The 12835-nt window shown below is 58.1% G+C and carries 13 protein-coding genes; 7 read left to right on the forward strand and 6 right to left on the reverse strand.

Annotated elements, in window-relative coordinates; translation table 11 throughout:
• Positions 1–54: 54 nt before the first annotated feature.
• The 3 genes from AC1RN6_RS16710 to modA are packed head-to-tail and all read right to left on the reverse strand — an operon-like array spanning position 55 to position 2238.
• Positions 55–726, reverse strand: a complete 672-nt coding sequence (locus AC1RN6_RS16710; protein WP_493006565.1) for an ABC transporter ATP-binding protein — start codon at positions 724–726, stop codon at positions 55–57.
• Entirely contained in the window at positions 723–1400 is a 678-nt protein-coding gene (gene modB / locus AC1RN6_RS16715; RefSeq protein WP_493006566.1) for a molybdate ABC transporter permease subunit, read from the reverse strand. Before modB ends, AC1RN6_RS16710 begins: the two co-directional genes overlap by 4 nt.
• A gap of 52 nt (positions 1401–1452) precedes the next feature.
• A complete protein-coding gene (gene modA / locus AC1RN6_RS16720; protein ID WP_493006567.1) occupies positions 1453–2238 on the reverse strand; it encodes a molybdate ABC transporter substrate-binding protein in 786 nt (261 codons plus the stop codon).
• A 126-nt stretch (positions 2239–2364) separates the two neighbouring features.
• On the opposite strand from modA, the gene AC1RN6_RS16725 reads away from it, so the two are divergent.
• From AC1RN6_RS16725 to AC1RN6_RS16740, 4 genes are all read left to right on the forward strand, one after another.
• Positions 2365–2718 carry a winged helix-turn-helix domain-containing protein gene (locus tag AC1RN6_RS16725; RefSeq protein WP_493006568.1) on the forward strand — a complete coding sequence of 118 codons (354 nt, stop codon included), beginning with the start codon at positions 2365–2367 and terminating at the stop codon, positions 2716–2718.
• A gap of 11 nt (positions 2719–2729) precedes the next feature.
• Positions 2730–4466 carry a ClcB-like voltage-gated chloride channel protein gene (locus tag AC1RN6_RS16730; protein WP_493006569.1) on the forward strand — a complete coding sequence of 579 codons (1737 nt, stop codon included), beginning with the start codon at positions 2730–2732 and terminating at the stop codon, positions 4464–4466.
• A gap of 187 nt (positions 4467–4653) precedes the next feature.
• Positions 4654–5541: a 23S rRNA (adenine(2030)-N(6))-methyltransferase RlmJ gene (locus AC1RN6_RS16735; RefSeq protein WP_493006570.1), complete on the forward strand. Its 888-nt coding sequence runs from the start codon at positions 4654–4656 to the stop codon at positions 5539–5541.
• Positions 5542–5703: 162 nt separating this feature from the next.
• A complete protein-coding gene (locus tag AC1RN6_RS16740) occupies positions 5704–7044 on the forward strand; it encodes an EAL and HDOD domain-containing protein (protein WP_493006571.1) in 1341 nt (446 codons plus the stop codon).
• Positions 7045–7146: 102 nt separating this feature from the next.
• Here the strand turns inward: AC1RN6_RS16740 and AC1RN6_RS16745 are convergent, their stop codons facing one another.
• Positions 7147–7755 carry a hypothetical protein gene (locus AC1RN6_RS16745; RefSeq protein ID WP_493006573.1) on the reverse strand — a complete coding sequence of 203 codons (609 nt, stop codon included), beginning with the start codon at positions 7753–7755 and terminating at the stop codon, positions 7147–7149.
• Positions 7756–7901: 146 nt separating this feature from the next.
• Positions 7902–8789 carry a methylglyoxal synthase gene (locus AC1RN6_RS16750; RefSeq protein WP_493006574.1) on the reverse strand — a complete coding sequence of 296 codons (888 nt, stop codon included), beginning with the start codon at positions 8787–8789 and terminating at the stop codon, positions 7902–7904.
• Positions 8790–8965: 176 nt separating this feature from the next.
• Between AC1RN6_RS16750 and greB the strand changes: the two genes are divergently transcribed.
• Positions 8966–9523 carry a transcription elongation factor GreB gene (greB, locus tag AC1RN6_RS16755; RefSeq protein WP_493006575.1) on the forward strand — a complete coding sequence of 186 codons (558 nt, stop codon included), beginning with the start codon at positions 8966–8968 and terminating at the stop codon, positions 9521–9523.
• Between the two features lie 177 nt (positions 9524–9700).
• Positions 9701–11044 (forward strand): DUF3422 family protein, encoded by a 1344-nt coding sequence (locus AC1RN6_RS16760; RefSeq protein ID WP_493006576.1) that lies wholly within the window; start codon positions 9701–9703, stop codon positions 11042–11044.
• A gap of 55 nt (positions 11045–11099) precedes the next feature.
• On the opposite strand, the gene AC1RN6_RS16765 is transcribed toward AC1RN6_RS16760, so the two are convergent.
• Positions 11100–11708, reverse strand: coding sequence for an FMN-dependent NADH-azoreductase (locus AC1RN6_RS16765; RefSeq protein WP_493006577.1), 609 nt, complete (start codon positions 11706–11708; stop codon positions 11100–11102).
• 140 nt (positions 11709–11848) lie between these two features.
• On the opposite strand from AC1RN6_RS16765, the gene AC1RN6_RS16770 reads away from it, so the two are divergent.
• Entirely contained in the window at positions 11849–12796 is a 948-nt protein-coding gene (locus AC1RN6_RS16770; protein WP_493006578.1) for a LysR family transcriptional regulator, read from the forward strand.
• Positions 12797–12835 lie beyond the last annotated feature (39 nt).

Raw genomic sequence — 12835 nt, forward strand, 5'->3', positions numbered from 1 at the left:
GGGAAAGCCGCACTTCACAAGAGTGCGGCTTTTTTTATTTGTGCTTATTGCTGCTCATTTGTGTTGCCTGATGGTGCCGTCGCGCACTTCAAACACGGCATCGCCTAGTATGTCGACGTCGGCAGGGTCGTGCGTGATGATCAGCATCGGCACGCGCAACTGCTGCTGCAATTCGCTCAACTCATGGCGCATCCGTTCACGCAGGGAAAGGTCCAGTGCAGAGAAGGGCTCGTCCAGCAGCAGGATGTCGGGCTGCGCCACCATTGCGCGGGCCAGAGCTACGCGTTGGCGCTGGCCGCCGGAAATCTGGGAGGGATAACTTGCAGCTGTCGCTTCCAGGCCAAATGCCTGCAGCCATTTCGCCACCATCGGATGTGTTGCCGGACGGCGCAGATTGAAGCAACCGCGTTGCAGGCCGAAGGCGATGTTCTGCGCCACCGTCAGATGCGGAAACAGGGCGTAGTCCTGAAACAGATAAGCGACGTTGCGCTGCTGCGGCCGGACGTTGATGTCATGTGCCGCGTCGAACAGCGTGCGCTGATTGAGATTGATCTTGCCATCGTCGGGTGTCATCAGTCCTGCGATGGCTTTGAGCGTCAGGCTCTTGCCTGCGCCTGAAGGACCGTACAGGACGATGCGGTCGCTGGCGGACGAGAAGGCGATGTTGAGATCGAACACGCGGTCGTTGGCGCGCAGTTCTTTGCGGATATGGACGTCAACGCTCATGACAGATCTGCCCGGCGCGCATGTGCCGGCACCAGCCGTCCGGCGATCAGCAAGACCGCGACGCAAGTGACTGAGGTGATGACAACCATCAAGGTCGCGGTGGAATCGTCGCCGGCTTGTACAGCTTCGTAGATGGCGACCGACAAGGTTTGGGTGCGTCCCGGCAGATTGCCTGCAATCATCAGCGTCGCGCCGAATTCACCCAGCGCGCGCGCGAATGCCAGCAAGACGCCGGCGGCAATGCCGCGCGCCGCCAATGGCAGGCTGACGCGAAAGAACACGCCCGCTTCCGAGACGCCCAGCACGCGGGCAGCGTTTTCCAGTTGTTTGTCGACGTTTTCAAAGGCGGCGCGCGCGGATTTCAATACGAGTGGAAAAGCGACGATGGTGGAGGCGATGACTGCGCCTTGCCAGGTAAAGACCAGCTCAATGCCCATGTCCGCCAGCCAGGCGCCAAAGACGCCGCGTTTGCCGAGTAGTACCAGCAGGTAATAGCCGAGTACGGTCGGCGGCAACACGAGTGGCAGGGTCAGGATGGAGTCGATCAGGTCGCGTAAAGGCGAGCGCCAGCGCGACAGGCCATAGGCTGCCGCGACACCGAAGAAAAGATTAAGCACCGTTGCCCATCCCGCGACCTTTAGCGAGAGAAGCAACGGGGTCCAGACTGAACCCATAAGGAAAACGCGTGAGCGAGTAAGAGTTGAAGTTGAATCAGCCCGCAGGGTATCAGGGTTTCAGGAAGCCGTAACGCGCCAGCACCGCCTGGCCGGCAGCCGATTGCACATAGGCGAGGTATTTATTGGCGAGTTCCGCTTGTGCCGTGTTGGCAGTGACGGCGATCGGATAGGTCGCTGGGGTGTCGGATGGGATGCGGATCGCTACCTTGACCTTGTCCGGCATCACGGCTGCATCGGTGGCGAACACGAAGCCTGCTTCGACTTCACCGCGGGCGACGTAATCCAGGCTTTGGCGCACGTTTTGCGCCATCACGCCTTTAGCCTGCACGGCATCCCACAGCCCTGCATTTTCCAGCGCAGTCTTGGTGTAGCGGCCGAATGGCACCGATGCCGGATTGCCGAGCGCGACTTTCTTGACGCTGGCCTGAGTCAGGTCTTTCAGACTGGTCAGCGGCAAGGTGCTGTCATTGGGTACGATCAGGACGATCTGGTTGGCGGCAAAGTTCTTGCGGGTCGCCGGTTGCACGGCTTTCTCGGCGACCGCCTTGTCCATGGCGGTCTGGTCAGCGGAAGCAAACACATCAGCCGGCGCGCCGCGCACGATCTGTTGCGCCAGGATGTCGGACGCGCCGAAGTTGTTGATAACCTTGACGCCTGGATTTTGCTGTTCGAACGCCGTACCGAGATCCTTGAACGCATTGGTCAGGCTGGCAGCGGCAGAGACCACCAGGTCGGTGGCGTGTGCAGTTGCTGCGGCGAAGGGGAGCGCCAGCAGAACAAAAGAGGCGGACGCAGCGAGTCGGCGCAGGGATTTTGCGGTAAAGGAAGTGGGCATGGAGGTTCCTGTTTTCTTGAAATGGGAAGGGAGAATTCGTCGGAATATACGTAAGGATATAGCGATAGTCAATTCACCGCAGCGTATACATATAATTTGAGCAAAGCCCTTGCTACAATCCGGTTCATGACAAATTCCAAAACCGTACGATTACGCGTGATGCAGGGCGAGACAATTGCCTTCGGCCCCGGAAAAGCCTCGCTGCTGCTGGCGATAGAACGCACCGGCTCGATCTCCGGCGCGGCGCGGGAGATGGAAATGTCCTATCGCCGGGCCTGGCTGCTGGTGGAAGAAATGAACCGCTGTTTCGCCAGACCGCTGGTGGAAACCGCAACTGGCGGCGCCAAAGGGGGCGGCGCCAGCATCACCGAACTGGCGCGCGAGGTCATCACTTGCTATCAGCGCATGCAAAAGAAAGCCGATACCGCGGTTGAAAAAGACATGCAGTATCTGCGGTCCCTCATTGTCGACAAAGGCTGAAGACTTCGTCGATGCGCACCAGCCTCCTTAAATTTCGCTTTCGCCTGCAAAACCTGTTCCGCATGTCGGAAAGCCACGCCATGCTGCTGTGGGCGGCCATCATTGGTTTCGTCGGTGCGCTGGCGACCATTTTTTTCCGTGAATGCATTGGTTGGGTGCAATACCTGCTGACGGGCCATAGCGGCAGTTTTGTTGAAATCGCCAAAGGCTTGTCCTGGCAGATGCGCGTATTGCTGCCGACCGGCGGAGGCGTAGTGGCCGGCGCGATCCTGATCTGGGCCAAACGCATGCCGGCCGGGGCGACGTCCGATTATATGGAAGCGGTCGCCATCGGCGATGGACGTATTCCGGTCCGGCACACCTTGCTGCGCAGCCTGTCGTCGCTGGCAACCGTGGGTTCGGGCGGCTCGATCGGGCGGGAAGGGCCGATGGTTCAACTGGCGGCTTTGTGCGCTTCGCTGGTAGGGAGGTTTGCACACTTTCCTGCATCGCGCATGCGCTTGCTGGTGGCTTGCGGCGCGGCAGCGGGGATTACGTCTGCCTATAACGCCCCAATCGCGGGCGCTTTCTTTGTGACCGAGATCGTGTTGGGCGCGCTGGTGATGGAAAGCTTTGGTCCGGTAGTGGTGGCGTCGGTAGTGGCCAATATCACCATGCGCGAGCTGCCGGGTTATGCGCCTGCCTACGAGATGCCGTACTTCCCGGAAGTCGGTGGCGTTGAGATTATTTTGTTCGTGGTGCTGGGCATCATCGCCGGTTTGCTGGCGCCGCAGTTCTTGCGGCTGCTGGATATCAGCAAACAGTTGTTCCAGAAAACCCGTTTGCCGCTGCCGCTGCGCCTGGGGTTGGGCGGCTTGCTGGTTGGTCTGCTGTCGATTCGGGTGCCGGAAGTCTGGGGCAATGGCTACAGCGTCGTCAATTCTCTGCTGCACACGAACTGGTTGTGGTCGACGGTGCTGGTTGTCATGATCTACAAAATCGTCGCGACCGCGCTGACTACCGGTTCCGGCGCAGTGGGCGGGATCTTTACGCCGACCTTGTTTGTCGGCGCTGCCATCGGCTTCCTGTTCGGTGATGTAGCGCATGCGTTATGGCCGCACGCGATCTCGCAGCCGTTTGCCTATGCGATGGTGGGCATGGGAGCGTTTCTGGCGGCAGCGACCAACGCGCCGCTGATGGCGATCCTGATGATCTTCGAAATGACGCTGAGCTATCAGGTGGTGCTGCCATTGATGCTGTCGTGCGTGGTGGCGTATTTCATCGCGCGCAGCCTTGACGGCAATTCAATGTATGAGATCACGCTCAAGCGCCATCGCGATGCCGCCGAGCGCATCCGCCTGCGCGGGACGCACATGAGCGAACTGATCAAGCCGGCGGAAACGGTATTGCAGAAAGACGCGCCGTTTTCCGAGGTGACGCGCATATTCCTGCAATACCCGGTGAAGTACATCTACATCACTGATCAGGACAACCGTTATCTGGGCGTCGTCGCCTTGCAGGACGTGACATCGTTGCTGCTTGATAAGAACGATACCGACACCAAGCACGCCGGCGACTTCATGCGTACCCATTTTTTGCACGAAGTGACGCCGGAGATGTCACTGGGCGAGGCCTTGCAGCTGTTTCTGGATCATCAGGGCGAGCGTTTGCCGGTGATTGCCAGTGCAGAGAATCCGCAATTGCTGGGTGTTGTCTTCAAGACATCTTTACTGGACGCGTATTTCCGGCTGGATCGTTCTGGTGAGTAGGTTGTAAAAATGTGTTGGCAGCTTTGTAACAAACGAGAGGTGGACCGACTATTGCGGTGGCAACCTTGTTAGAATGCGAAATTATTTGTGAGAAAGTACCAAATTGCGCGATTTTTTCTATCGCGCGGGTACTGCCACTGCCGGCCACGCTGCCGGTAATTAACATATCAGGGATTCGAACGATTTTATGCTGAGTTACCGCCATGCCTTTCACGCTGGCAATCATGCTGATGTGCTCAAGCACATGGTGACGATCCAATTACTGCGTTATCTCGGCCAAAAAGAAACTCCCTACATGGTGATTGATACCCATGCAGGCGCGGGTGTTTATGCGCTGGACGGGAACTACGCCAGCAAGAATGCCGAATACGAAACCGGCATCGCGCCCTTATGGGACCGTACCGATTTGCCTGAAGCCGTTGCCGATTACGTGCAACTGGTGAAAGATCTCAACCCGAGCGGCAAGATGCGCTACTACCCGGGGTCGCCTTATTGTGCCAACCAGGTGATGCGCGAGCAAGATCGCCTGCGTCTGTTCGAACTTCATCCAACTGAAAGCAAAGTGCTGGCGGATAACTTCCGCAAGCTCGATGCGCATGCGGCCGAGCAGGGCAAGCGCCCGACCGGCCGCGGCCGGCGCGTGCTGGTTGAGCGGGGCGACGGTTTTCTGGCGCTCAAGGCGCTGTTGCCGCCGCCATCGCGCCGCGCGCTGGTGCTGATCGATCCTCCCTACGAAGACAAGCGCGACTATCAACGCGTCAAGGAAACCCTTCAGGACGCGCTGGTGCGCTTCCCGACCGGGACGTATGCGGTCTGGTATCCTGTGCTGCAACGCATTGAGTCCAAGAATTTTTCTGACCGCCTCAAGCGCCTCGGCGCCAAGAGCTGGCTGAACGTGACGCTGTCGATCAGCTCGCCGCAGCCGGACGGTTTCGGCCTGCATACCAGCGGGATGTTCTTGCTCAATCCTCCGTGGACGCTGGAAGCCACTCTCAAGGAAGTCATGCCCTACCTGGTCAAGGTGCTGGGGCGCGACGGCGGCGCCGGTTACCTGCTGGAATCGGGAGAGGCCTAGGATGGTTTGTCCTGAAGCGATGGGCGTGGGAGCGGGACGTCATTGCCGTCTCACCTGTGAAATGTTTTCTGGTATTCGTGATGCATCACGGCATACAATAAGCGGTCATGCCGAAGATATATTGTCTGTCGAAAGTGCTGGGGTTATTTACAACAAGAAATCATGACTGAACCGTCTCCTGATCACGCCGCCCCGGCGCAAGCGCAACAACATGCCCACGATTTTTTTCTGGCGCGACAGCCGATCCTGAATCGTGAACAGGAACTGATCGGCTACGAATTGCTGTTCCGCAACGCGGCCTTCGGTCCCGCCAATGTCAACGATGACGTGTCGGCCACCGCATCGGTGATCGCGCATGCGTCCGAACTCGGTCTTAACAACGTCATCGGCAGTCTGCATGGCTTCATCAATGTCGATGCCACCGTGCTGATGAGTGACTTCATCAATTTCCTGCCCTCCGACAAGGTCGTGCTGGAAATTCTCGAGACCGTCAAAGTAACGCCCGAGCTGGTCAAACGGGTGACAGAGTTGTCTCGTGCCGGCTATGTGTTTGCGCTCGACGACGTGATCGCTGAATCCGAAGACATCGCCCAGTTGCTGCCCTTGGTAAAAATTATCAAGATCGACGTCATGGAGCTCGATGCCAGCAAGCTGCTCAAGCTGAGCATGCATTTCAAGCGCGCGCAGAAGATGCTGCTGGCTGAAAAGGTCGAGACGGTTGAACAATTCCGCGACTGCGTGACCTTCGGTTTCGATTACTTTCAAGGCTACTATTTCGCCAAGCCGGTCATCCTGCAGGGCAAGAAGCTGGAAGCGTCGAAGATCGTCATCATGCATATCCTGACGCTGCTGGTGCGCAACGTCGACAATGGCGAAGTGGTCCGTTACATCAAGCGCGACGTGGCGCTGAGCCTGACGCTGCTGCGTCTGGTCAATACGCCTGTGTACGGTTTCATGAAGCACATCGATTCGCTGGGACAAGCGCTGATCGTGCTGGGCCGCCGTCAGTTGAAGCGCTGGCTGCAGATTCTGTTGTTCGCCAATACCGAAAAAGACAAGGCGCATTCACTGTCACCCTTGCTGATTCTGGCGGCGACGCGCGGCAAGATGCTGGAACTGATCACTGAGAAGATCCGGCCGGGCCGCCGCAAGATGTCCGAAATTGCCTTTACGGTCGGCATCATGTCGCTGGTCGATGCACTGTTCGGGATGCGCATGGAAGCTATCCTTACCCAGATTACAGTCAGTGCCGAGATCCGCGATGCTTTGCTGTTCCGCACCGGTTTCTACGGCGAGATTCTGCAACTGGCGGAGTGGACGGAGAAGGCTGACAAAACTGCGACAGAGATGAGCGATTTGCTGACCGGTTTGCAATTGTCGCCGGAAGACTTCTACGATCTGGAAACGCAGGCCTTTGAGTGGGGCAACAATATCTCTACGAATATGGGACATACGCCGGCAAAGAAAGCTGAAGAAGCTGACGCCAGCAACGTCTCCGAGTAAGTCCCCGGGCAAACCGTCCAATCCTGCGAAGCTGACTGATTCACCTGATCCTCCTGATCCTCCTGATCCGACAAGCAGAGAAATCTGCTGTGTCGGCAGCGATTATCGTCCACCCCGATCTTCAGCTTTCTTTTCACGCCGCCTCGCGGCATATTTTTTTATCAGGCGCATCAGGCGATTGCTTTGGCCTTTGCCATCGAACCAGCGTGCCTTGATACCATCCCACCAGCTACGCCGCATTGCGGTCAAGGCCGCGATGCCGGCTTCTACGTGTTGCCATGCCTGCGTCGCGCGTAACTGCGCAATCATCCTGTCCTTGAATCGTAATACGGCGTCGCGGCATCGGACAAACCAAGGCAAGGTCAGCAGGGCTTTTTGCGTTAGTGTGTATAAACGGGCAACCAGCGCCGTGCCGAGCACTTTGGCGCTGACGATGATGATCAGGCCGAGCGTAGGATGGCCGTGGGCGATGGAGAGCAGGGCGAGAATCTTGACCGGCAGCAGCAAAAGGCTGGGCAGGATGAAAATGGCCAGCGCCGCATAGGGTGAGAAACTGCCAATCCAGGATTCAACGCGCGCAATGAAGGGAATCAGCGGCAACCGCGCCAATACGCGCTTGCTGGCATTCCACAGCCATTCTTCGAACAGCAGCAGAATTGCTGCTAGGTAGATGAGGGGCGCAAGCAGGTATTTTCTGATCTTGTGCGACAAGGAAAGATCCTTATGGATGCGGAGGGCTTGCAGCACATATGTTGGGCAAGCACGAGAAAAACAAGCCGCTCTACATCGAGACTACCTCAGGCAATACCTTAAGCCGGTCTGGAATCGTGACTCAACAATCAACGCGCCGGCAGGTTTTAGTCCACCTGGCGCTGCTTGATCAGACTCAGCCAGCGATCTCCCCATTTTTCGTCGCTCATGCAGGATGCGTAGTCGGTGACGGTGCGCGCGGCACGTTCAAGCAGCTGGATATCGGCTTCATGCTGGCGGGCAACGTGGGGATCTTCCAGGAACAGGACGCGGCGGCATTCGTGTTCCAGAATCAATTCGGCAATCTGTGCATCGCCGCCCAGCGGACCGCTGAGAAAAGGCTTGACCCAGTTGCGTCCGGCTTCGCCCTTGATTTTCATCGCCAGTTCATTGAGCAGGCCGCCGGTAGTGCCGGTGGCGCAGCGGAAGGCGAAGCTGTCGAGCACTTCGAAGTGGCGCTCGGCCAGCGCCAGCATGCGCGATTTCATCGAATCGTGAGCGATCAGGGCGATGCCTTCATTGCTGAGATTGAAGTAGGGATCCAGCTTGGGGTCGGGCGCCGCGCCGTTGGCGATTGCTTCCAGCTCAAACCATTCGCGCGCGCCGGCCATGGTTGATAAAAAGGGCTTGCCGTGGATGACGCATTGACGTTTGAGCGCTACCGCTTCCGGGAAAGTGGAAGAAGGATCAACCGGGTCAATCAGATAAATGATGGCATCCAGCTTGCGCGCCGGATCGCTGTCGACCACGCGCGACACCAGCTTCATCAGACCGCCCTGGCGGCCGTAGGGAAAGCGTTCGATATGCGGATAGTTCGGCAGCAGGCCGAGATGGCCGATGGCGTCCAGGGTCCTGCCGACGACGACCAGTTCCGGTTGCAAGGCTTCGATACGCGCGCGCGATCCTTGCAGCAATTGAACCAGTGCAGAATTCGGAGCATCCTGATGCGCGCGGTTGGCGGCCAGACCGATACGGTAACGAGTGGTGGTAGACATGGAAGTGGCTGATGGAAGCGTTATTTTTGAGGGCTTGAATGTCGTGAGGGCGTCGGAAAAACGTCGTCGCGTGAATATGGGTTATCAGCGAAATGGGCTCTCGGGGACTTTAACATACCGCTACAATGATGGACAGGCTGGACGGTCAGCCCCGAGTGAAATATGCAAGCGAGAACATGAATAAAGCATTCGTAAAAGAATCCGACGGTGACGATGACGACGAGCTGGCCTTGCCGGCGATTCCGGCCGGCTCCAAGAATTACATGACCCCGCAGGGGCACAAACGCATCAAAGACGAATTGCTGCATCTGATCGATGTCGACCGGCCTGAAGTCGTGCGCATCGTGCACTGGGCGGCTTCCAATGGCGACCGTTCGGAAAACGGCGACTACATTTACGGCAAGCGCCGCCTGCGTGAAATCGACCGCCGTATCCGCTTCCTCACCAAGCGTCTCGACATCGCCGAAGTGGTCGACCCGACCATCCATCATGGCAACGACCAGATCTTTTTCGGCGCCACCGTGACCTATGAAAATCAGGACGGCGCCGAACACACCGTCACCATCGTCGGTATCGATGAACTCGATCCGCTTAACGGCAAGATCAGTTGGGTCTCACCGGTGGCGCGCACGCTCACCAAAGCGCGCGAGGGCGACGAGGTGACCTTGCAGACACCGGCCGGCGTTGAGCAATTGACGATTCTTGAGGTCAGCTATCCGGCGCCTTCGGCCTGAGCGTTGCTTTTCCAGCTGAAATCATTCGCGGGGAGTACTTGCCGCCGCAGACCTTGCGCCGAGTGAATGAGTGGAACGAATCCTGCTTCTGTGTGTTGGGGCGGCTTCCGTTATCCCTATCTCCCGATATCACTGCACTTGCAATCCGAATTTCGTTTTGATTGAAAAGGTAAGTCCATGTCCATCGTGTACGCCAATCTGAATCATCCGCAGCGTGTCGCTCTGGCCGCGGAAGTGCATTCGCGGCCGTTTCTGCACCTCAAGGCACCCGAGACCCTTACACATCTGGCCGTGTATGTGCGAGACCAGGCGGTCGACACCAGTCGCCATACGGTATTTCAGCACGCTTTGCTGACTGACTTGTGCATGCATTTCGGCGTGACTGCACCAGGCGTGGAGGCCAAGCATTTCTTCTACGATTTCGGGCGCTTCCGCCTGAAGTGGGAATGCCATACCGAATTCGCCACTTACACTTTCGCGCAGCATCACGAGTCGGAGCTGACGATAGACGAAGCCTTTATCGAGGCGCCGCTGAAGCACGTGCCGCAGCAATGGCTGCTGGCGTTGCAGGGCAAGATCATGGTGGCGGCGCACGTGGTGCTGGAGCGCGTGCCGGAAGAGGAAAAGGGCGGCTGTGTCTCCGGCCTGCAGCGTTTATTTGAAGGCAAGCTGCTATCGTCTAGCAAAGTGCTGCAAGGGGGAGAGATCTGGACGGATTTCCAGATTCAGGCCGATGGTTTCAGCCGCTTTGTGGTGCGCGACATCGATTTGCGCGATATGCAGGGCGGTCGACTGGCGCAGCGCATTCTGGAAATCGAAACCTATCGCATGATGGCCTTGCTGGGCTTGCCGCATGCGCAACAGGCCGCGCCGGTATTGAGCGCGATTGAAAGCGATCTGGCGACGCTGACCGCGACCATGGTCGATACCGATCACGTCAATCCTGAGCAGGCACAGGTCGAGGATGAACGGATCCTGCGCAAGATCACCGGCCTGGCGGCGCGCATCGAGAAAATGTCGTTGGAAAACAGCTATCGCTTTTCCGCCTCGCAGGCGTATTTTCGACTGGTGAAAGCGCGTATCGAAGAGTTGCGCGAAAACCGCGTGGAAGGCGTACCGACCATCGGGGAGTTCATGGAACGGCGTCTGGCGCCGGCCATGGACACTTGCACCTCGGTAGCGCGGAGGCAGGAAGCCTTGGCCGAACGTATCGCCCACACCAACGACTTGTTGCGTACACGGGTGGGGATTGTCCAGGAGCAGCAGAATCGCCAGATACTGGAATCGATGAACGCGCGCGCCGCGCAGCAACTGCGGTTGCAACAGGCGGTGGAGGGCTTGTCGGTGGCGGCGATCTCGTACTACATGGTGGGCTTGTTCGGTTACGCGGGAAAAGCCCTGAAAGCGGCGGGCGTGCCGATCAATCCTGATATTGCGACGGGTGTGATGGTGCCGGTGTTCGCTGCGGGTGTCTGGCTGGGGTTGCGGCGACTACACAAGACGGTCACGCTACCTGAGTGAGAGCAAAAAAAGCCGGACCTTGTGGATCCGGCTTTTTTATTGCAGAGATAAAAAATCAGACGTTGGCGCTGATTTTTTCCTGTGCTTGCGCGATGGCTTGCTTGGTCTTTTCTTCGCCCATCGACACGCCTTCAGCGATCACCAGTTCGACGTCGGTGATGCCGAGGAAACCCAGCACGCCACGGATATAAGTGCCCTGGAATTCCAGTGCTTGTGCAGGACCTTCCGAATAGACGCCGCCGCGCGACAGAATCACGATAGCGCGCTTGCCGGTAACCAAACCGGTTGCGCCCTTGTCCGTATAGCCGAAAGTACGGCCGGCGCGGCAGATATGGTCAATCCATGCCTTGAATGCGGAGGGTGGCGCGAAGTTGTACATCGGGATGCCGATGACCAGTGTGTCGGCAGCCAGCAGCTCATCGACCAGCGTATCGGACAGGGCGATGATCGATTGCTGTTCGGCGCTGCGCTTGTCGGCAGGGGTGTAATAGGCGCCGATCAGCGCTTCGGTGATGTGCGGGAGGGTGTCTTTTGCCAGATCGCGACGGACGACTTTGCCGCCGGCGTTCTTGGCTTGCCATTGTTCAGCGTAAGCCGCGCTAAGTTGGCGGGTGATGGAGCCGTTGAAACGGGCGCTGGAATCGATATGAAGAAGAGTGCTCATGCTTGTTCCTTGGAAAGTTGCCTTGGATGAATACTGCGTCGGTGTCGCGGGAAAGTAGCGATGGATGGAATATAAAGGCTTTCCAATAACATCAATAGATGGGAGAATTTGATTTCACTAATCCATTTATGGGATGAATCATGTTGGACCTCAACGATATTGCCGTCTTTGTCCATGTGGTGCGCGCCGGCAGCTTTGCCGCTGCCGGTCGTCGTCTTGGCATGCCGTCCAACACCATCAGCCGGCGTTTGCAGCTGTTGGAAGAGAGTCTGGGTGTGCGTCTGCTGCAGCGCTCCACGCGGCAATTGAACGTGACGGCGGCGGGACGTGAATTCTTTGACCGCTGCGCACCGGGAATCGAAGACATTCAGCAGGCCGGAGCGACTCTGTCGGAGGGCAACCGCGAACCGAGCGGCGTACTGCGGGTAGCCGCACCGGCAGACTTTTTCGACAACTTCGCCATGGAATGGGTGGCTGAATTCATGCAGCGCCATCCCAAGGTGCAACTGGAGTTTGTACTCAGCGACGAGCGTGTCGACCTGATCGCCGAAGGCATTGACCTGGCGTTTCGTGCCGGGCAGTTACCGGACTCCAGCCTGGTGGCCCGCAAACTCGGCGAAAGCTATCGCGGTTTGCTGGCCAGTCCGGCCTATCTGAAAAAGCGCGGCATGCCGGCTTCGCTGGAGGAGCTGGCGGCGCACGATTGCCTTGCCGCCGCCAATACCGCGCAAGCTGCGCTATGGCGCCTGGAAGGCCCGTCAGGTGCCGAAAGCATACGGATAATGCCGCGCCTGTGCATCAACACGGCGCAGGGGCTGCTGCGCGCCACGCGCGCCGGACTGGGGATTGCCTTGCTGCCGGTGATGGTGGCTGCCGAAGATTTGCGACGCGGCAGCCTGGTTGCCATCTTGCCGCAGTATCAGCGTGATCTGAGCGGCATGTACGCGGTTTATCCCAACCGGAGGCAGTTGTCGCTGGCGGTGAGCGCGTTGATTGAGTTCGTAGCGGAGAAGGTCAAGCATGGCGCCTGTGACGGTACGCATAAAGAGATGCGATTCGCCGTACCAGAGGCCCAAGAGGCGGCGTAAGGCCGATGAACCAGAGGTAAAACGAGGAGTAAGCGTGAA

The sequence above is a fragment of the Herbaspirillum sp. GW822-FHT03A08 genome, from assembly GCF_058801885.1.

Excerpts from the sequence above, each read along its gene's own strand:
- AC1RN6_RS16710 (WP_493006565.1), bottom strand. The coding sequence starts at position 726 with ATGAGCGTTGACGTCCATATCCGCAAAGAACTGCGCGCCAACGACCGC.
- modB (WP_493006566.1), bottom strand. The coding sequence starts at position 1,400 with ATGGGTTCAGTCTGGACCCCGTTGCTTCTCTCGCTAAAGGTCGCGGGA.
- modA (WP_493006567.1), bottom strand. The coding sequence starts at position 2,238 with ATGCCCACTTCCTTTACCGCAAAATCCCTGCGCCGACTCGCTGCGTCC.
- AC1RN6_RS16725 (WP_493006568.1), top strand. The coding sequence starts at position 2,365 with ATGACAAATTCCAAAACCGTACGATTACGCGTGATGCAGGGCGAGACA.
- AC1RN6_RS16730 (WP_493006569.1), top strand. The coding sequence starts at position 2,730 with ATGCGCACCAGCCTCCTTAAATTTCGCTTTCGCCTGCAAAACCTGTTC.
- AC1RN6_RS16735 (WP_493006570.1), top strand. The coding sequence starts at position 4,654 with ATGCTGAGTTACCGCCATGCCTTTCACGCTGGCAATCATGCTGATGTG.
- AC1RN6_RS16740 (WP_493006571.1), top strand. The coding sequence starts at position 5,704 with ATGACTGAACCGTCTCCTGATCACGCCGCCCCGGCGCAAGCGCAACAA.
- AC1RN6_RS16750 (WP_493006574.1), bottom strand. The coding sequence starts at position 8,789 with ATGTCTACCACCACTCGTTACCGTATCGGTCTGGCCGCCAACCGCGCG.
- greB (WP_493006575.1), top strand. The coding sequence starts at position 8,966 with ATGAATAAAGCATTCGTAAAAGAATCCGACGGTGACGATGACGACGAG.
- AC1RN6_RS16760 (WP_493006576.1), top strand. The coding sequence starts at position 9,701 with ATGTCCATCGTGTACGCCAATCTGAATCATCCGCAGCGTGTCGCTCTG.
- AC1RN6_RS16765 (WP_493006577.1), bottom strand. The coding sequence starts at position 11,708 with ATGAGCACTCTTCTTCATATCGATTCCAGCGCCCGTTTCAACGGCTCC.
- AC1RN6_RS16770 (WP_493006578.1), top strand. The coding sequence starts at position 11,849 with ATGTTGGACCTCAACGATATTGCCGTCTTTGTCCATGTGGTGCGCGCC.